This is a genomic window from Mycolicibacterium sp. XJ2546 (genome assembly GCF_053483195.1).
In genome coordinates this window covers 36550-55041 of the sequence record NZ_JBEFRW010000016.1, presented here as the reverse complement: position 1 = coordinate 55041, position 18492 = coordinate 36550, and the positions used below count along the sequence as shown (strand labels likewise).

The 18492-nt window shown below is 66.6% G+C and carries 23 protein-coding genes; 8 read left to right on the top strand and 15 right to left on the bottom strand.

Annotated features, from left to right (window positions below; genetic code table 11):
- Positions 1–13: 13 nt before the first annotated feature.
- Genes ABQE44_RS21335 through ABQE44_RS21325 form a run of 3 tightly spaced genes read right to left on the bottom strand, consistent with a single transcriptional unit; the run spans position 14 to position 2100 of the window.
- The gene (locus tag ABQE44_RS21335; RefSeq protein ID WP_448431793.1) at positions 14–553 is read right to left on the bottom strand and encodes an NUDIX hydrolase; all 540 of its coding nucleotides are present in this window, start codon (positions 551–553) and stop codon (positions 14–16) included.
- The gene (locus ABQE44_RS21330) at positions 553–744 is read right to left on the bottom strand and encodes a hypothetical protein (RefSeq protein ID WP_448394019.1); all 192 of its coding nucleotides are present in this window, start codon (positions 742–744) and stop codon (positions 553–555) included. The genes ABQE44_RS21335 and ABQE44_RS21330 overlap by 1 nt, the downstream gene beginning before the upstream one ends.
- A 33-nt stretch (positions 745–777) precedes the next feature.
- Entirely contained in the window at positions 778–2100 is a 1323-nt protein-coding gene (locus ABQE44_RS21325; RefSeq protein WP_448394020.1) for an NAD(P)/FAD-dependent oxidoreductase, read from the bottom strand.
- A gap of 77 nt (positions 2101–2177) precedes the next feature.
- Between ABQE44_RS21325 and ABQE44_RS21320 the strand changes: the two genes are divergently transcribed.
- The 3 genes from ABQE44_RS21320 (at position 2178) to ABQE44_RS21310 (ending at position 4532) form a co-directional block, all read left to right on the top strand.
- Positions 2178–2987, top strand: coding sequence for an LmeA family phospholipid-binding protein (locus tag ABQE44_RS21320; protein WP_448394021.1), 810 nt, complete (start codon positions 2178–2180; stop codon positions 2985–2987).
- A gap of 197 nt (positions 2988–3184) precedes the next feature.
- A complete protein-coding gene (locus tag ABQE44_RS21315) occupies positions 3185–3502 on the top strand; it encodes a hypothetical protein (protein WP_448394022.1) in 318 nt (105 codons plus the stop codon).
- Between the two features lie 88 nt (positions 3503–3590).
- On the top strand, positions 3591–4532 hold the full coding sequence (locus ABQE44_RS21310; protein ID WP_448394023.1) for an ankyrin repeat domain-containing protein: 942 nt from the start codon (positions 3591–3593) through the stop codon (positions 4530–4532).
- Here the strand turns inward: ABQE44_RS21310 and ABQE44_RS21305 are convergent.
- The 4 genes from ABQE44_RS21305 to ABQE44_RS21290 all read right to left on the bottom strand — a co-directional run bounded on the left by ABQE44_RS21305 (position 4529) and on the right by ABQE44_RS21290 (position 6589).
- Complete coding sequence (locus ABQE44_RS21305) at positions 4529–4894, bottom strand: DUF732 domain-containing protein (RefSeq protein WP_448431791.1); 366 nt, start codon at positions 4892–4894, stop codon at positions 4529–4531. The genes ABQE44_RS21310 and ABQE44_RS21305 overlap by 4 nt on opposite strands.
- 30 nt (positions 4895–4924) lie before the next feature.
- Positions 4925–5488 carry a hypothetical protein gene (locus tag ABQE44_RS21300; protein ID WP_448394025.1) on the bottom strand — a complete coding sequence of 188 codons (564 nt, stop codon included), beginning with the start codon at positions 5486–5488 and terminating at the stop codon, positions 4925–4927.
- Positions 5489–5555: 67 nt separating this feature from the next.
- Positions 5556–5738 (bottom strand): hypothetical protein, encoded by a 183-nt coding sequence (locus ABQE44_RS21295; RefSeq protein ID WP_448394026.1) that lies wholly within the window; start codon positions 5736–5738, stop codon positions 5556–5558.
- A 50-nt stretch (positions 5739–5788) separates the two neighbouring features.
- Positions 5789–6589: a nuclear transport factor 2 family protein gene (locus tag ABQE44_RS21290; protein ID WP_448431789.1), complete on the bottom strand. Its 801-nt coding sequence runs from the start codon at positions 6587–6589 to the stop codon at positions 5789–5791.
- 106 nt (positions 6590–6695) lie between these two features.
- Here ABQE44_RS21290 and ABQE44_RS21285 point away from each other — a divergent pair, with 106 nt between their 5' ends.
- The gene (locus ABQE44_RS21285; protein WP_448394028.1) at positions 6696–7097 is read left to right on the top strand and encodes an Rv0313 family protein; all 402 of its coding nucleotides are present in this window, start codon (positions 6696–6698) and stop codon (positions 7095–7097) included.
- A gap of 19 nt (positions 7098–7116) precedes the next feature.
- On the opposite strand, the gene ABQE44_RS21280 is transcribed toward ABQE44_RS21285, so the two are convergent.
- From ABQE44_RS21280 to ABQE44_RS21260, 5 genes are all read right to left on the bottom strand, one after another.
- Positions 7117–7560: a MaoC/PaaZ C-terminal domain-containing protein gene (locus ABQE44_RS21280; protein WP_448431787.1), complete on the bottom strand. Its 444-nt coding sequence runs from the start codon at positions 7558–7560 to the stop codon at positions 7117–7119.
- Entirely contained in the window at positions 7557–8030 is a 474-nt protein-coding gene (locus ABQE44_RS21275) for a MaoC family dehydratase (RefSeq protein WP_448431827.1), read from the bottom strand. The genes ABQE44_RS21280 and ABQE44_RS21275 overlap by 4 nt, the downstream gene beginning before the upstream one ends.
- Before the next feature lie 89 nt (positions 8031–8119).
- Positions 8120–8533 (bottom strand): nuclear transport factor 2 family protein, encoded by a 414-nt coding sequence (locus ABQE44_RS21270; protein ID WP_448394030.1) that lies wholly within the window; start codon positions 8531–8533, stop codon positions 8120–8122.
- Positions 8534–8741: 208 nt separating this feature from the next.
- Positions 8742–9848: an aromatic ring-hydroxylating oxygenase subunit alpha gene (locus ABQE44_RS21265; RefSeq protein ID WP_448394031.1), complete on the bottom strand. Its 1107-nt coding sequence runs from the start codon at positions 9846–9848 to the stop codon at positions 8742–8744.
- 238 nt (positions 9849–10086) lie between these two features.
- Positions 10087–12408, bottom strand: coding sequence for a CaiB/BaiF CoA-transferase family protein (locus ABQE44_RS21260; RefSeq protein ID WP_448394032.1), 2322 nt, complete (start codon positions 12406–12408; stop codon positions 10087–10089).
- A gap of 75 nt (positions 12409–12483) precedes the next feature.
- Here ABQE44_RS21260 and ABQE44_RS21255 point away from each other — a divergent pair, with 75 nt between their 5' ends.
- The 3 genes from ABQE44_RS21255 (at position 12484) to ABQE44_RS21245 (ending at position 15364) form a co-directional block, all read left to right on the top strand.
- Positions 12484–13293, top strand: a complete 810-nt coding sequence (locus ABQE44_RS21255; RefSeq protein ID WP_448394033.1) for a FadR/GntR family transcriptional regulator — start codon at positions 12484–12486, stop codon at positions 13291–13293.
- Between the two features lie 11 nt (positions 13294–13304).
- Positions 13305–14018: an SDR family oxidoreductase gene (locus ABQE44_RS21250; RefSeq protein WP_448394034.1), complete on the top strand. Its 714-nt coding sequence runs from the start codon at positions 13305–13307 to the stop codon at positions 14016–14018.
- 134 nt (positions 14019–14152) lie between these two features.
- The gene (locus ABQE44_RS21245) at positions 14153–15364 is read left to right on the top strand and encodes a cytochrome P450 (RefSeq protein WP_448394035.1); all 1212 of its coding nucleotides are present in this window, start codon (positions 14153–14155) and stop codon (positions 15362–15364) included.
- Between the two features lie 50 nt (positions 15365–15414).
- Here the strand turns inward: ABQE44_RS21245 and ABQE44_RS21240 are convergent, their stop codons facing one another.
- From ABQE44_RS21240 to ABQE44_RS21230, 3 genes are all read right to left on the bottom strand, one after another.
- Positions 15415–15654 carry a hypothetical protein gene (locus ABQE44_RS21240; RefSeq protein ID WP_448394036.1) on the bottom strand — a complete coding sequence of 80 codons (240 nt, stop codon included), beginning with the start codon at positions 15652–15654 and terminating at the stop codon, positions 15415–15417.
- Positions 15655–15761: 107 nt separating this feature from the next.
- A complete protein-coding gene (locus ABQE44_RS21235) occupies positions 15762–16970 on the bottom strand; it encodes a cytochrome P450 (RefSeq protein WP_448431785.1) in 1209 nt (402 codons plus the stop codon).
- An 8-nt stretch (positions 16971–16978) separates the two neighbouring features.
- Entirely contained in the window at positions 16979–17815 is an 837-nt protein-coding gene (locus ABQE44_RS21230; RefSeq protein ID WP_448394038.1) for a mycofactocin-coupled SDR family oxidoreductase, read from the bottom strand.
- A gap of 49 nt (positions 17816–17864) precedes the next feature.
- On the opposite strand from ABQE44_RS21230, the gene ABQE44_RS21225 reads away from it, so the two are divergent.
- Complete coding sequence (locus tag ABQE44_RS21225; RefSeq protein ID WP_448394039.1) at positions 17865–18461, top strand: TetR/AcrR family transcriptional regulator; 597 nt, start codon at positions 17865–17867, stop codon at positions 18459–18461.
- Positions 18462–18492 lie beyond the last annotated feature (31 nt).

Genomic DNA, 18492 nt, shown 5'->3' with positions numbered 1-18492 from the left:
CGTGCGCTGACCATCAACGCGATCGAGACCCGTCCGGTTCGGCGTCTTCGAGCGCCGCAACCAGCCGGTCGAGCAGCGGACGCTGACCCTTCAGCAGCTTGGACTCAGCCTGTGCCACGGAAAACCAACCGACCCGGTCGATCTCGGGGAACTCCCTGACTTTTCCGGAGCCCTTCGGCCACTCCAACTCGAAAGTGTTGGACACGGTGCCCGTCAGGTCGAGATCCCCGCGCACCGCGAACGCGGTGATCACCTTGCCGCTGGGCTGTTTGAGCGGGGCGAAGTCGATGCGCGGACCGGCCGGTGCGGGTTTGCCCAGTTCCTCTTCGAACTCACGTTGGGCAACGGTCCACGGGTTTTCCCCTTCGGTGTACTCCCCCTTGGGAATCGACCACGCACCGTCGTCCTTGCGGGCCCAGAACGGTCCGCCGGGATGCCCGATGAGCACCTCCACGACATCGTCGGCTATGCGGTACAACAGCAGACCGGCGCTGAGGCGACTTCGGCGCGCTTTCGCCCCGTCAGGGTGCGTGACCGCGCCGAAATCACTCATCAGTACTTTCGGTCGCCTTCGCTGCTGTCGAAGAACGCCCAGTGGCCGTCGTCGGCCTTGACCTCCATGCGCCAGCCCAGTTCCGGATCGGCCTTCTGGTCGACGAACCAGGCGTGCGCGTCGTCAGCGCTTTCAATGTTCTTGGTGTCGACGACGTCACCTTGCGGGTTCAACACGCGATAAGTAGCCATGCCGGTAGCGTTCCCGCTTCGGCGCGGCTTGAATCAGTGCGCCTTCGGCAGCGGGATGCCCTCGCTGCTGGAGAACTGCGCATCCTCCTGCGTGGACAGCCCGAACGACACCACCGAGCGGTCGAAGAACACATCGGTCAGATATGCCAGCGCCACCGCCCACCGGTTGACGAACCGTGGAATGGCGTAGAGGTGATAGGTCCGCGTCACGGCTTTGGCGGGGAACCCCGACAGCTGCACATTGAGCGGGTTGGCAACGGCGTATCTGGGCCCAAGGTCGACGACCAGGCCCATGTTGCGGTGCTTGTACTTCTTGGGCTTGCCGTAGCCCAGGCTGGCGGCCACGTTGCGGGCCAACAGCTTTCCCTGCCGGGTGGCATGCTGCGCGGTCGGCGGGGTGATCTTGCCGGGTTGGGTGACATCGGGTACCGCGGCGGCGTCCCCGGCAGAGAACACGTCGGGATGCCCCGGCACCTGCAACTCCGTGGTGACCTTCAACCGACCCTTTTCGGTCGGCAACCCCAGGTTATCGATCAGCGGTGCACCGGTCACCCCGGTCACCCACGCCACCGTGTGGGTGCGCACCAGCGAATCATCGCTGAGCACAACGTGTTCGGCGTGCACCTCTTTGAGCGTGACGCCCAGCCGGACATCGATGCCCTTCTCCTCGAGCACCTTCATGGCCGAGGCGCCCAGCTTCTCCCCGACCTCGGGCATCACCTGCTCGGCCAGATCCAGCAGCACGAACTTCACCGCGGCGGGATCAAAGCCCATCTGTTTGGCCGCCGAGTCGGCGAGTGCGCGCAGTTGCGCGGCCAGTTCGGTGCCCGAGTACGACGCGCCGACGACCACGATGGTGCGCCGGGCCTCGGCCCGGCCCGGATCGTCGTCGACGTCGGCGAGCTCGAGCTGCTGCAGCACGTGATCGCGCAGGTAGAGCGCCTCCGCCGTGGATTTGAGCCCGCGGGCGTGCTCGGCGAGCCCCGGCACGTCGAACAGCCGGGTCACCGATCCGGGCGTCAGCACCAGTCGATCCCACGACAGGCTGCGCGCGCGCTCTTCCGGATCGATGAACGTCACGGTGCGTTCATCGAAGTCGACGCGCTCCACCCGGCCCCGGATGGCCTGCACCCCGCGCAGGGTGTTGGCCAGCGGGATGGCGACGAAGCGGGCATCCACCAGACCACCGGCCACGTCAGGCAGCAGCGGGGTGTACAGCATGTAGTCGACCGGCGAGATGATCGAGATATCGACCGGCTCGGCGCCGTCTGCTTCCTGCTTGCGCAACCTTCGGGCCAGACTGCGTGCGCACTCGAAACCGGTGAAACCACTGCCGACGATCACCACGGAGGTCATTGCATCCCACTCTACGGACGCCCGTCGGGCCCGGCTACCGCTTCACATCCGTGACGCGGACGCCGATGCTTAGGAGTATGACCCGCCCCCGGCCGCTTCGCCGGTTCGATCCGTTCCGGCCGATCGACATGCTGACCTCGCTGTGGTCGGCGGCGGCTCTGGCACCGGTCAGCGGCGCGACGGTGGCCTACCGGACGTTGTTCACCACGCTACGTCGACTCGTCGTGGGACGTCGGCTGACGGTCCGGCTCGAGGAAGGCGACGTGACGCTGACGGTCACCGAGTTCGACTCCCGCCTCGACGCGCGCACGCTGTCGGTCGGCCAGCTCGACGACGTGCGCCTGGCAGCGCGCGACGTCCAGTACGCAACCGGCGGGTTCGAGCACGCCGCCGCGGTGCTGCACAACGTGCACGTGCGGCCGACGGCCACACCGGTGCTGGTGGCCGCGCCGGTGGAGCTGACCGTCGAGGTGCCCGCGGCTGCGATCGACGGCGTGTTGCAGAAGGTGGCGCCGCGCTGGTGCGCGACCGTCGGCGCCGACAGCGTCGCGCGGCTGCAGCTGACCCGACGGCCGTCGTTGGGGCATCTCGAGGTCGACGCCAGCCTGGACGGTTCGACGCTGTGGCTGCGGCCACGCGGCCTGGTCGTCGGCCGGTACCGCTCGCCGCTGCCCTCGCGCACCCCGAGCTATCCGGTGCACCTGCCAGTGTTACCGCGGGGCCTGCGGCTGACCGGGATCGAGTTCAGTCCCGACGTCGTGCGGCTGTCCGGCACGCTTCCGGAGTGGCGGATCGAAATCCCGCCCAAACGGCTCGAGGACCTCATCGGCGCGCTGAACGTCGTGGGGCGGCCGTTGAACCTCACCGGGTTCGGCCGGCTGCGTTAACAATTCATTCTTTTTCGCTGCCGACGTTCGTTTCCATGCATAAATTCCTGCCAGTTTCAACCATTTCCTGCCAGTGGAATCAAACCTCTCACCTGCTTGTTATCCGAGATGAGCCGGCGCGAATGCTTCGAAAGCAACAAGGTTCGTGACGCGACATTCGCCCGACGGCTCGACAACTGCAAAGGAAGGTATCGGTAATGAAGAACTTCGGAATAGCAACAGCGGGCAGTGCCGTTGTCGCCGGGCTGGCTGCCGCAGTCATCGGGCTCGCCGCGCCGGTCACCGCCGCGCCCACTGGTGACACCAACGCCCAGGACACCATCGCGCGTCTGCAGTCAGAGGGCTACACGGTGATCGTGAACCGTTTCGGTAACGGACCGCTGGACGAGGCCGAGGTGCTCTCGATCCGGCCCGGATCGACCTTCGAGCGCATTGACGCCGGCACTCCGATCGTGGGAAGCAGTAAGAACTTCACCAAGATCCAGGACAGGACCATATACGTCGACGTCAGCTGACGTCCGGCAGGGCTCACGTCGTTCCTGACCACGCCAAGGGGCACCCGATCGGGTGCCCCTTGGGGCATTTGGGCACAATCCACATGCTGTGAAAGAACTGGCGTCGTATCTGGAGGGGCACGCGCGCGTCGTGGTCTGCCACGACGGCGGCGACCTCGTGTTCGCGACGCAATGCGCCGAGGGTGGGTTGGCCGCCGCGGCACGCTCGCGTGTGCCGGTCGCCGACTTCATCGCCAAGGGCGCGGGTCCGTGGCCCTGGTTCGACCTGCACGAAAAGCGTGACGGGCTGATCCGGGTGCTCGACGCGCTGGGTGTCGGCCATCCGGCATGGACCGAGCCGTTACCCGCCGACATCCTCGACCTGTTCGAGCGCGCACACCGCGGTGATTCGTCGGTGATCGAGTTGCTCGCAATGGGTTTTGACCCCGACCCGCTCGACCCCTGCGGCGCGTCCCCGCTCTGGTACGGGGTGCGGTCCCTATCCGCGGGAATCGTGGTGGCCCTGATCGACGCCGGGGCGGACGCCGGGCGCCGTATCGAACTCTCCGCGCGCGGTGAGCGCTACACCACGATCCTGCACGAGATCGTGCGGGTGGGCCGCACGGTGGCGCTGAGCCACGCGCTGGCTCAGGGTGTGGACCCGTCGCTGGTCGACTCCGACGGCGCCACCCCGATGCACGTTATCGACGAAGCCGGGGACCAGGTCAACGCGCAGATCGTGCGTGCGCTGGCCCGGGCGGGAGCGTCGGTCAACAGGCCCACCCCGACCGGCATCCAACCCATCGAGCGGGCCGCGCAGCGGATACTGCCCGCCACGGTGGCAGCGCTGGTCGAATTGGGCGCCGAACCCGGTCGTGGTCTGGACGCCCTGCTGTCCTCGTGCGGTGCACCCGTCACGGGCTGCCGCGCCGCCGACGTGATCGACGTCGTCGACACGCTGCGGGATGCAGGAGCCGCGGTCACCGAGCGCCACCGTGAGCTGGCCTCGGCCGCGGGGGCACAGGTGGTCGAAGCCGCGCTGCGCCGTTAGATCCCGAGGAACGGCAGCGGTATCGGCGACGTCCCCGTCCCCAGCGAAGACACCATCGCCGGGCAGAACATCGAGATCGCGATGCCGGTGAACATGGTGGCCGGGCCCAGCGACATGCCGGCGGCATCGGCGACCTGGGCGGCGACGTTCGCGGCGTTCTGTCCGGGTTCGGCCAGCATGGGGCAGACCTGGTGACCGACGGCGACGGCGCGGCCCGGATCGCCCACGAACACGCCGGCCTCGCCGACGGCGTGCAAGAACGCGTCCTCGACGGGGTCGGCCTGGGCAGGTGACGGCACGACGGCCGCCGCGGCGAGAAGTCCAGCGGTCAACACGGCGGCCGTGGCGGGTTTGCGAAGCACGCGGGAAGCCTACGCTTCGCCGGGCACCGCTCAGACGCCGGTCCAGCCGGCGTCGATGCTTTCGGACACATCGATGATCTTGGCCTTCTGCGACGCCGGGCTGTCGATCTCCCCGGCGACGTGGGCAGCGATGAACCGTCTGATCTCGGCGTCGATGCCTGCTAGCACCCGCAACACCTCGCCGCGCAGCGACTTGGACGTCACGTGTATCGCGATGTCGGAGGGCCGCGGCTTGCCGACGTCCAAGATCAGCAGCAGCGGCGCGGCGGCCCGCGCGGTCGCGTGCAGCGTGATCTCGCCGAACACCATGAACTTGGGCTTGTCGATCCGCAGGTCGATCACCATGTCGATCTCCAGCGGGATACGGATGTCGAAGGTGATCATGTCGCCGATCTGGCGGGTCAACCGCGGGTCCTGGATGCGGACCTTGGCGAAGACCTTTGCGATTTTGCCGGGCCCCTGGGCGATCGGGCCCATCTCGAATTCGTCACCGGCGATCGCGGCAATCGCACTGCCCACGCGATCTTCGGTCACCGCGATCTCGAAGAACTTGCGCCCGAACTCTTCGTAGGTCATTTCATCGTCGACGTGCATGGTGCGTTCACCGTCTCACGGCGGGGTTGCTCATCGCGTATCCGCGACCGAATCGCAACAACCGCAGTCAGCGGTTGTCGTCTTCGCTGCGCGCCTCGGCGCCCGTTTCCCCTACGTCAAGCGCATCATCGGCCGCGGTCTGCCCGACGTACGTGCCGTCGTCGCCGCCGGATTTGCCCGCACGTGAACCCACCACGTGCTCGTCGTCGTCGACGTCGTCTTCCGTCTTTTCCTCATCACGCCTGACCATAGGGGCTTTTCTACCCGTCTCGCGCATGTTCAAACGGTCCGCCGGACCGCTCAGTCGGCATCGGAGAAGTAGCGGATCCGGTCGATCGCGAACGGCCTGCTCGACACCTCGGCCATCAGCACATCGCGGTGCCCGTCGCGGTCGATGCCGACGACCTGGCTGTGGCCCGCCGCGATCAGCTTGCGACGCCGGGACCCGGCCAGACGCGACAGCAACTCAGCGCCGCTCATCGCCACGTCGTCGCCGTGGGTGATGTGCGCACCCTTGCCGAGCCAGCGCCGCAGCGCGACCTCGTTGCCCGCCTGCGCATCGGAGAGGAATTCTCCGAACCGGCGCTTACCGAGCGGCCCCGGGCCCCGGAAGCCGCTGAGAAAACCGAGTGTGCCGATCAGACCCTGGTTGAGCAGCAGCCCCTTCGACAGCTGCAGACCCGGTGTGACAGAACGGATACCGCTGCGGAGAAACTGTCCGACCATCGCGGGAAGTTCCCAGAATGCATATAGTGCAGCGATTTTCAATTCGCCTTGGTCGTGGGCCACGTCGTAGCGCAGATAGGCGGGTATCCGCATCGTCACCCCGGAGGCCATGCCCACCTCAAGATCCAGATCCCGGATCACCGTCGAGCCGACCACGATGTCGACGTCGCGGTCGAACGCGACGTCGCGCGGGCCGATGAAGGTGTCGTAGAAGCGCGCGATGGCGGCGTGCCCGCGGTGCGGATGGGAACCGACCGGATCCTCGACGCGTCCGTCGAAAGTGAAGGCGTCGACCCACCGGTCGCGGTCATGCGCACCGGACGCCGCAGGGGATCGCTCGACGGCTACCAGCGCGTCCGCCCGTGAGATGGCCATAAGGTTGCCTACCACCCTCGTCGGCCGCAGTCGACTAGTTCGCCACCGACGGGCACACTGGTTTTACCGCCGTGCATCGAGCGTACGGCGCGGAGGAGGAACCGCCATGAGCAGCAATGGACCGTTCGGGATCGACCCCGAAGAGTTCGACCGGGTCGTCCGCGAAGCCGGTGAAGGGCTGCGCGACGCCCTCGACGGGGTCGGCAGGTTCTTCGCCACCTCCGGGGAACGCGCCGGCTGGGCGAACCTCATCGACGAGTTCACCAGGTCGTCGCGTCCGAAGCGTGAACCGGAGACCACCGGGGAGACCGGCGACGGCGTGTGGGCCATCTACACCGTCGCCGACGACGGCAGCGCCCACATCGAGCAGGTCTACCCGACCGAACTCGATGCGCTTCGGGCCAACAAGAACAACACCGACGCCAGCCGCAAGGTGCGGTTCCTGCCGTACGGCATCGCGGTGAGCGTGCTCGACGCGGCGGCCGAATCGTCGGAGGACGACGCTTAGCCGTCCCGAACGGACCGGCCTAACCCGACAGCTGCAGCGTGACCTCGGCGGGGCAGCACACCTCGTCGCGTTGGTTGCACACCGTGACCTCGAGGTCGACCAGCAGCCGCGGCGCCCCGCCCGACGCGTCCTGGCGTTTGGTGACCACCCGGCCGCGCCCCACCATCGTGTCGCCGGCATAGATCGAGCCGAGCAACCTGATGCTGCGGCGCACCACCCTGCTGTGCGGGCCGGCCCGGCCGGTGACCACCCGGTCGACGAACCCGGCGATGTGCATGGTGTTGACGAAGATCGTCGGATGTCCTTGGCGCCGAGCGTATTTCGGATCGTAGTGGGCGGGAAAGTAGTCCCAGGTCGCACCGGGGTTCATCACCACCCGCTGGTAGTCGATGTGGTCGACCACCTCCGGGAGTTCGGTCGGCACCACGAGGTTCTCCCACGACACCTCGGGGTGGGCGGTCACGGCCGCTCCGCCGGGGTGAACCGAAACAACGTGTTGTGGTTGACGGCGACCAACGCGTTGTCGTCCCGGTAGAACTCATCGCGGGTCTCGACGAAATGTCCTGTGCCCAGGCGGGTGGTCTTCTCCGGGGACACCGACACCACCTCTTCCACCACGTGCAGGCGGTCTCCCTCGACGATCGGGCTGAGGAACTCGACGTCGTTGGACGCGTTGATGAACGTCGTACCCGGAAGCGGTACCAGGATCGCGATCGACGGTGTCGGCGGCTGCTCGGTCGGCAGCCACGGCGGCGGGATCAACCAGCCCATCAACATCGCAGGCGGGGCGAGCAGCCCGCCCCACACCTGGCGGGCGAACTCCTCATCCCAGTACGCCGGGTTGGCGTCGTGCACCATGGCGGCGAAGTGCTGAATCCGCGCACCGCTGACCGCGGTGCCCGCATACCGCGGCGGTGTCTTCGTCCCGACCATGCGCAGCGCGTCGGCGTAGATGCCGAACGCGAACGCGTACCGGATGCCTTGGCTCACAACGGGGCTCACAACGGGGCTCACAACGGGTCTCACAACAGAAGTGCGTTTTCACGTGGCGCCCGATCCCATTCGAGCTCCCGCGACGTGAAGTACCAGCCGCCCCGCTCGTAGCTGAGCCGGTCGGTGTAGGTGCCGGTCGCCAAAACGGTGTCAGCGCCGAACAACACCGCGACACAACGCTGGGTCGCGTCCACGCCGTCCACCGCGATCTCATGGTCGAGCGTCACCAGCCGCCGCCCGCCGCCGCCGTCGAACGCGGCCCGCAGATCGCTGAATGACTCTCCCCCGCGCGTGTACGTCGCGCCCGCGTGCCGAAACGTGGCGATCCACCCGTTTCGGTCACCGGCGGAGTACAACCGGTTGTGTCGGGCATCCAGATCGAGGATCGCCGCCCGTCCCGCGAGACCATCGAGCACGTACTGCTGCTGGTAGGTCATGGTCATAGGCGTCTCCTTCTCGCGACTACCCAGGTAGCCAGGCGAGTCCCGGTTGAAAAACCACTCGGGGTGCGGCCGCACATGAAGCTGCCGGACACCGACGACACATACCCCTCGCTCATCGGATGTGTTGCCGGCGCCCGGCAGGTGCCCTCCGACGTACCCGCGACACCGTCATCTGAAACGGATCTGAGGGCGACGGGGAGCGGTTCGGTCACGCTTGCGCTGCCGCCGGATCGGGTTGGCCGTCGGCGGTGTACCCGTAATCGGTCGCCGACGGCTCGGGCCCTGGATAGAACCGGTGTGCCCAGCGCCGCAGGGCCGCGTAGTCACCGGCCTCCTCCGGGGCGAGGTTGGGCTTCTCCAGGTACTTCATGTTCTCCCAGGTGAAGAAGTCCTGCTTGATGACTTCCTGTTGCAGCTGCAGGAATTTCGCGGCCCGGCCCGTCGGTTTGTCGCCGGCGTCGCCCGGTGCGCGGGCCGAAGCCTGGGTGTAGAAGTAGTCGGTGTAGTCCTCGTCCACCGGGGTCTGGCCGGTCACCTGAACGGTGGCCACCAGCTCGGAGGGGAACCGGACGACCCCCAGACCCAGCGAGTAGTTGTCGTAGATGATCTTGGCGTCGACGGGGCCGTTGGGAGTCAGCCACGTCTTGGCCCGTCCCCCACCGAAATTCGCGTTGACCGTCGCATGCAGGTGGTAGCCGGACAGCTCGAAGGACGCGGTGGTGGCCGGGTTGGCGGCCTTGTGCACGTACTGGACGTGATACGGGTCGGCGGCGTTCTCGATGATCATCTGGGCATGCACCTTGACCCGGTTCAGCATCCGGGTGTGCGGGTGCAGCGGGTAGTACTCACCGGTTTCGAGTTCGGGCAGCACCGGCGGCTGCCAGTAGGGTGCGCGGCCGTGGCGTTCGTGCCACACCAGGATGAAGCCGTACCACTCCATGCTGTGGTAGCTGCGGATGCGCACGTTCTGTTTGCAGCCGATCTTGCTGTACGGGATCAGCGCGTTGGTGCCGTCGCCGTTCCAGTGCCAGCCGTGCCACGGGCAGACGATGCGCTCACCTTCGACGGTGCCGCCGACACCCATGTTCGCGCCGAGATGCTGGCAGTAGGCGTCCAACACGTTGACCTGACCGGATTCGGTCCGGAAGATCACCAGCTCCTCGCCGAAATAGTGGGCACGTTTGACCTGGCCCGCGGACAGCTCCGAGGCGAACCCGACGATGAACCAGCCGGTCGGGAAGCGATACGACGACAGGCTGATCCCGGTTGACCCGAACTCGCGCTCCGACGGATCCAGGATGTCCGTCTCCGTCACTGCTGTCTCCGTCCGCGAAGCAACGCCGCAGGTCGCGAGGACCCGCCGTTGCCTATTTTTACTATTTTAGGCCTGCTAAAGCAAGGATGACGCAGGAGTGCCGGCGTGACGACGACCGAACCGGTCTACCTGTCTGATTTGTCGTTGCGGCAGAACGGTTTTCCCGACGAGCTGTGCACGGCGCTGCGCCGCGACCGGCCGCTCATCCAGGGAATCGGTCCGGTGGGCGCGTTTGGCCTCAGAAGCCCTTGGGGCGGGTGCCGATCACGCCGTCGGCGCTGAGCCGCGCCAGGTCGGCGTCGTCGAGCCCGCACAGTTGCGACAGCACCTCGGCGTTGTGCTCACCTAGCGTCGGCGGTGTGCGGTACAGCCACGCGTCGACGCCGTCGGGGCGGGCGAACGGTGGACACGGATACCACCCGGGCCCGGTGCTCGGGTGGACGAGCTTCTCGAAGAACCCACGATGCACCAGCTGCGGGTTGTCGACCACCAGAGACGGCGAGATCACCACGGCTGCCGGAACACCCCTTTCCACAAGCGTTTCCACTACAGTCTCGGCGTCCTGAGCGGCCAGCCACCGGTCCAACCGGGCGTCCAGCCCGCCGGCGAGCTCACTGAGCACAGCGCGTTGGGCATCGGTGTGCGCGCACACCGCCACCCAATTGTCCTGCCCCGCACACCGATAGATGTCCTGGGTGGCCGCGGTGTGGCCCCGGTTGCCGCGGCGCTCCAGCACCTCGCCGAAGACCTCGTACTCCATCGTCTGCGCCGCGGTCACATTCAACACCGTCTCGATCATCGGTACCTCGACGAGTTGGCCGCGACCCGTGCGCTCGGCGAAATCCAACGCCGCGAGCAGAGCGAACGCGGCATGCGCACCCGCGAGCGGATCGCACGCCCCGCGGGGGGCGATCGGCGGTCCGTCGGGTAGGCCGGTCACCCACGCCAGGCCGGCGATCTGCTCCATCGTCGGCGCGAACCCCACCCGGTCGCGCCACGGACCGCTCAGGCCGAACGCGGGCATCCGCAACACGACCAGCCGCGGGTTGATGCCCAGCAGGACGTCGGCGCCGAGGCCGAACTGATCCATCACCCGTGGTGAGAAGTTCTCCACCACCGCGTCGGCCTTGCTCACCAGTTGCTTGAGCAGCCGCAGCCCCTCGGGCGACTGTAAATCGAGTGTCACCGACCGCTTGTTGGTGTTCATGGCGTGAAAGACCCAGCCGTACTCCCACCAGTCGTCGACATCCTTGCGCATACCGCCCGAGTACCGGATGCCGTCGGGGCGCTGCACCGACTCGATCTTGATCACGTCGGCGCCGAACGCGGCCAGCGCGTGGGCGGCCGCCGGACCCGCCCAGAACGCGGTGAAGTCCACGACTCGGACGCCAGCAAGCGGGCGGTCACCCGACGACTGTATGGTCGCCAGTATTTCCCTTGGCGCCCACGGGCTCTCACCGTCGCTGGCGCCGACAGCCGGTGCGCCGCGCAGCGGCGCCGGTCGGGCCTCGCTCATCAGCCACGGTGGACGGGGTTGCCGGAAACCCGCGGGGTTCTTCACATACACGCCGCGCTGCACCATGTGGTCCAGTTGCGGGATCGTCGCGCCGTTGCCCAGCGGCGCCAGCGGCAGCCGAAACAACTGCCCGAGCTCGACGACCTCCTCGACGGTGCGCGCGCGCATCCACGGATCGATACGCTCGCGGATCCAGTCGCGGTAGTCCCACCGGCCGATCTGGAACTGCAGCGCGGGAATTTCGGTGAACTCCGGGCAGTCCAGCATCGCGGCGAAGTCCAGCCACTGCTGACCGGTCACCATGCTGATCCCGACATAGCCGTCCTTGGCCCGCTCGATCGAGGGCACCTCGACCGAGCGCTGCACGGGCGGCACCTGCAGTAGCTGGCTGTGCAGCCACTCGCCGCTCTGCATCAGCGTGACCGCTTCGAGCATCGACATGTCGAGATGGCCGCCCGGACCGCCGTTGCGTACCCGCCGGTGCAGGGCCAGCGCGCCGTAGGCCGCCCACACCCCGCCCATGAACTCCCCCAGCTCGCCGCCGATCGAAATCGGCGGGCCCGCCGGGTCACCGCGGAACCCGGTCAGACCTGAGGCGGCCTGCAGTGTGAACTCCGTCGCCGGGCGTTGCGACCACGGACCGCTCCAACCGAAGTCCGAGACGGTGACCATCACGCAATGGGGTGCGATTTCGACAAGCCGCTGCGGGTCGACACCCCACCGTCGCGCGCCGTCGCGGTCGGCCGTCAGCACCACGATATCCGCTCCGGACACTAGATCATCAGAACACGTTGTGACGCTGCGCTTTCCGGCGTTCAGATAGCTGAACAGCGGCGCATCGACAGCCGCTGGAGGCGCGGCGCCGGTGAGCGTATAGCGGCGGAACGGATCGCCTTGTGGCGGTTCGACCTTGACCACGTCGGCGCCGGCGTCCACCAGCAGCTTGCCGCAGTACGCGCCGGCGATGCGGTCGCTGACCTCCACCACGCGCAGGTCACCGAGCGGGGTGGGTGCTATGTCGCCCACATGCACGACCTCCCTCATTTCTGGCCATCTTAATAACTATTGGCGGATAGCCCGCGCAGTTAGCGGCGCTGTCACTGTTAACATTGCGATGTCATGACAACGCTGGGTATCGGTCCCGAAGCGCGACGGCGGCTGGGCGCACGCAGAACCGCCGAAATCGTCGCCGACGAACTGCGTCGCCAGATCATCGAGGGTGAACTGTCCGACGGTGACCTGCTGCCCCGACAGGAAGTGCTCGTCGAGCAGTTCAACGTCAGCCTGGTGTCGCTGCGAGAAGCGTTGCGAATCCTGGAAACCGAGGGCCTGGTATCGGTGCGTCGCGGCAACCGCGGCGGTGCGGTCGTGCACGCACCGGCCAAAGCGAGCGCGGCCTACATGCTCGGACTGCTGCTGCAGAGCGACTACGTTCCCCTCGCCGATCTCGGTACTGCACTACAGGAACTCGACCCGATGTGCGCGGCCCTTGCCGCACGCCGGCCCGATCGCGGTAAGACGTTGATACCCAAGCTCAAAGAACTCAACGACGCCATGGCCGAACATATCGACGACGGTGCGCGGTTCACCGAGATCGGCGGGCAGTTCCACGACGAAATCGTGCGCGGCTGCGGCAACCACACGATGAACGCGGTGGTCGGCAGCCTCGAGACGCTGTGGACCGGCCACCTGAACTGGTGGGCGCAGGAAACAGCGGCGCGGGGCGAGTACCCGTCATTGAGCAAGCGCCGCATCGCATTGCGGGTGCACACCAAGATCGCCGACGCCATCGAAGCCGGTGACGCCGAACGTGCCAGGAAGCTGGCCGCGCGTCACGTTGCCGATACCCAGACCTATCTGCTCGGTGGCGATCCCGAGCAGCGGATCGTGGCGCTGTCGCCGCAGGCGCTTGCGCAACGCGAGCGCTGACAGGGTCGGGTATGCGCACGGCGCTGATCACCGGCGGCAGCGGTGGCATCGGAAAGGCTTGTGGCCGACGGCTCGTCGCGGCCGGATACGATGTGCTCCTTATCGCGCGGCGCGAGGAACCGTTACGCGCGGCAGCCAACGAAGTCGGTGCCCGCTACGTCGTCGCCGACGCGAGCGAACCCGCCACCTTCCAGACCGCGGTCGACGCGGCCGGCCGAATCGACTTGGTGGTGCACGCGTCGGGCGTCCTCGGAGGCACCTACGTGCGCAAGCAGACCTTCGCGCAATGGCGGGCCACCATGGCGGCCAACCTGGATTCGTGCTTTGTGGTGAGCTCGGCCGCGTTGCCGCACATGACGGCGGGTTCGCGCTTCGTGTTCGTCTCGTCCTCGGCGGCCCACGAACCGATGCGGGCCCGCACCGCCTATTCGGCGTCGAAGGCGGGGATGAACGCGTTCGCCGGGGCGCTGGCGCAGGAAGTTGACCGCGACGGCATCAACGTGCACGTCGTCACCCCCGGCCCGGTCGAAACCGAGATGCTGCAGGACGTTCCGTTCGAGATGTACGCGATTCGGGCCGAGGACGTCGCGGAAGCGGTCGTGTGGCTGGACTCCCTCGATCCGTCGGTGGACCTGCCCGAGATCAGGCTGCACGCCGTCACCCGCGGCCCGTCCGCACGGCCGCCGGTGGTTCCGTTGGAGGTACAGCGCCGCGCGGGCAGCTGATTTCAGCGCGCCTTGACCGTGGCCGGCAGACCGCCAGGCGCTGCATCACGTCCCGTCGGTCGCCTTGACCTAGATTACCTAAATTAGTAAAGATAGTTACTTACGGCGCAAAGATGTGCTGTCCGGGAGGCCAGGTGACGATCAGTATCGATTCCGACGATTCGATAGCCCCCGACTTGGCACGTGACCCCTATGCCTTCTTCGCGTACAAGCGCAGCACCGAACCGGTGTGGCGGGGATCGATCAGCGACACCTCGATGGCGCCTCCAGAGCTGGTCTCCGATGAGGAGTGGACGCTGTTCGATTTCGACAGCGTGTTCTCCGCGTTCCGCGACGGCGACACGTTCGCCTCGGAGTTCTATGACAACACCATCGGGTTGGTGCTCGGCCCGACCATCCTGAGCATGCACGGTAAGCAGCACCACGACCATCGCAGCCTGGTCGCCAAGGCCTTTCGGCAGAGCGCACTTGAGTACTGGGAGCCTGCGCTGATCGACCCGATCTGTCACCGTCTGGTCGACGAGATCAGGGACAACGGTGAAGCCGACCTGGTCCGGGCGCTGACATTCGAATTCCCCACCCGCATCACCGCGGCGCTGTTGGGGCTGCCGCAGCAGGACCTGGAGCTGTTCCGGCGGCTGTCACTGGAGCTCATCTCGATCAGCGAGGACATCGAGGCCGGGCTCAACGCATCTGTCGAATTGGGCGCCTACTTCCAGGATCAGGTGGATCAGCGGCGCAAGGCGAATACCGACGACATCATCGGTGACCTCGTCGCCGCGGAGATCGACGGCGAACGGCTCACCGACGAAGCGATCATCTCGTTTCTCCGGCTGCTGCTGCCCGCCGGGCTCGAGACCACCTATCGGTCGTCGAGCAACCTGCTCTATCTACTGCTGACCCATCCCGAGCAGCTGGATGAGGTGCAGAAGGACCGCGACCTTATCGGGATCGCGATCGAGGAGGGCCTGCGCTACGAGACCCCGTTGGTTTCGGTGCCGCGCAACACGACTCGCGACGTTGAGGTCCACGGCGTGCGCATTCCGCAAGGTGCACAGGTCAACCTGTGCATGGGTTCGGCCAACCGCGATGAGAAGCGATGGCCCGACGCCGAGGTTTTCGACATCCACCGGGCGCGAAAACCCCACATCTCGTTTGCGGGCGGCATTCACAGCTGCCTTGGCCTACATCTGGCCAGGGTCGAGACACGGGCGATGCTGAACAGCCTCTTCGACCGGGTCACCGATCTCGAACTGGTCGCCGGCGACGACACCAGAATCGTGGGTATGCCGTTTCGCTCCCCCACGCGTCTTCCGGTGACGTTTCGCGCCACGGATCGCGTTTGAGCGCGAAAGCGCGAGTAGACCTCGCCAATTCGTCGGTCCCGACGCGCGGCCTAGTACTGCCCGAGGGGACGACAGACGTTCTTGACCGGGTTCCAGTACTCCCCCGGTGCGCATGCCAGCGGCGCGGTCGCCACCGGCGGCCGGCACACGTTGTCGACCGGGTCCCACCACTCCCCGTTCTGGCAGTTGAGCGGCTGGGCAGCGCCGACGGCCGACGCCATCACCGACAGCGCGGCCACCGGCGCGAACGCGGCAGCGACGATAGAGGAACGACGGATGACGTTTCGCATGCGCTCATCTTGCCCCATCCGCGCTCAGTTCAAACCCCGAGATCGACGAAATGACGTGATCTACTCGCGCTTTCCCGCCCGTTTGCCCCTTTCGGCACCGAGGGCATTCACACCACGATGCGGAGGTGTTGCCAACCGCGCACGGTCGACGTCGGCGCCAGTTGTGCAGTCTCGTAATCGATGTCCCACTCCGGCCAGCGGTTCAGCAGTTCATCGAGCGCGACACGGCCCTCCAGTCGCGCGAGGTTCGCCCCCAGGCAATAGTGCAGTCCCTTGCCGAACGTCAGGTGGGCGATGTTGGGCCGGTGGATGTCGAACGTGTCCGGATCGGCGTAGCGACGCGGGTCCCGGTTGGCGGCACCGAACAGCAACAACATCGCCGCCCCAGCGGGCACCGTCGTGCCGTAGCACTCGAAATCGCGCGCCATGTAGCGCGCGACGTGCGGGCCGGTCGGCTCGAAGCGCAGCGTCTCATCGACGGTGCGGGTGAGCAGCGACCGGTCTTCGACGACCTCGCGGCGCTGATCCGGGTGCTCGGCAAGCACTTTGGCCAGCCAGCCGATGAGCCGCCCGGTCGTCTCGTTGCCCGCACCGGCCACCACCTGGGTGTAGTGCAGCACCTCTTTGCGAGTCAGCTTGCGCGTCACACCGTCCTCGTCGGTGAACTCGACGTTGAGCAGGGCGGTCATCAGATCGTCGGACGGGTTCTTGGACCGCCACTCGACATAGTCGGCATAGATGCTGCCGTCGGCGATCTTGTCGGCGTTGACGACCTTCATCGGCGCGCCCGGCTTGGTGCGAAGGTTGGCATCGTTGGCATCGCGCACCGAAACCTGTTCGGACTCAGGGATACCCAGCAGCATACCGATCACCCGCATCGGCATCATCGACGCCAGCTCGGCGATGATGTCGAAACCGCCGGAGCCCACCAACGGATCAAGGCAGCCGACACAGTAGCGGCGGATCTGGTCCTCGATCTCGGCCATCCGGCGCGGCGTGAACACCCGCGACATCAGCCCGCGCAACATCGTGTGGATGGGCGGATCCTCGAACATCATTACACCCTTGGGCATGTCGAAGTCCGACTTGATGAGCTCCAGGATGTCGCTGCGCTGGTTGGAGAACGTCTCCCAGTTCGCCAGGGCCTTGTCGACGTCGGAATGACGTGAGAGCGCCCAGAAGTCGTAGCGCTCGTTGTAGTAGATCGGCGCCTCTTCGCGCAGCCGCGCGTACGTCGGATACGGGTTGGCGGTGATATCGACGTCGTATGGGTCGTAGTAGACGTCGGTGGCTGAGCCGGTATCGGGGACGCTCATTGCTTCCTCTACTTCAGCATGCTGCCGGCGTCGACGGGCAACGTGACACCGGTGATGTAGCGGGCTTCATCGGAGGCCAGAAACAGCACCGCGTTGCTGATGTCTTCGGTCTCCACCCACGGGGTCGGCAGGAAATGAAAGGACTGACAGACCGGTGCCAGGTCGTCGGGTCCGGGGTCGGGCAAGTCAGGGCGAAACATCCGGTAGGTCGGTTCGTTCATCAACAGCGGGCTGTTGACGTGGGTCGGATGCACGGTGTTGACGCGGATCGAATGTTGTCCCAGTTCGACGGCGAAGGTCCGCATCAAGCCGACGACGCCGTGTTTCGCGGTGACGTAATGGCCGACGTGTGGATAGGCCTTGAGCCCGCCGACCGAGCTGGTGATGATCACCGAGCCGCCGCGTCCGCCGGCCAGCAGGTGCGGCACACCTGCCTTGACGGTTTTCCAGACGCCCCCGAGATTGACGTCCAACGTCTCCTGCCACGACTCTTCGCCCATCTTGTGCAGCTTGACGCCGACGGTGCCGATGCCGGCGTTGGCCACGATGATGTCGAGGCGGCCGAGTTGCTCGACCCCGTTGTCGACCGCGGCCTTGAGCGCTCCGAAATCGCGGACGTCGACCTCGGCGGTGACGATACGGCGATCGAGGCCCTTGACGAGGTCCGCCGTCTCGGCCAGATCCTCGGGGGTGGCCGCCGGCGCCGGCGAGCCCCCGAAACCACGGCAGACGTCGATCGCGATGATGTCGGCGCCCTCCTGGGCAAGCCGCACCGCGTGGCTGCGTCCCTGACCTCGTGCGGCACCGGTGATGAACGCAACCTTGCCAGCTACCCGACCGGCCATCCACGCTCCCTCAATTGTTGGGCGATCGCCCAACATTTATGCTGAGGCTATGTCTAGCAGCCCCGCTGAGCAGGGGTCAAGGGTCCGCCGCGAGTCGGCAACGCGACAGGCGTTGATCGAGGCGACCGCCCAGGTGATGTTGGAAGACGGTTACGCCGCAGCCACTTCGCGCCGCGTAGCGGCCAAGGCCGGGGTCAAGCCCGCGCTCGTGCACTACTACTTCCCGACGATGGACGACCTCTACCTCGCAGTGCTGCGGTCGGGTGCCGAGGCCAACCTCGCCAAACAGCGCCAGGCCACGGCCGGGGATCAACCCCTGCACGCGCTGTGGCGGCTCAACAGCACCCACGGCGCCCAGCTGTGGATGGAATTCATGGCGTTGGCCAACCACCGCAAAGAGATCCGCAGCGAAATCGCGGCGTATGCCGATCGGTTCGGCGACGCGGAGCAAAACGCCATGGCACTTGCGTTGCGTGCCCACGATGTCGACGTCGAGGCGTTTCCGCCGGTGGTCATGTCGATGATCCTGACCAGCCTGGCACGGGTGCTGCTGCTGGAGCGCGGACTGGGCATCACCCGAGGTCACGCCGAGGCCCAGGCGTTCATCGACCGCCACCTGCAACGGTTCGAACTTCCCGGTGAGTGATCTAAACCGCAAGGTCACGGTGGGAGTGACC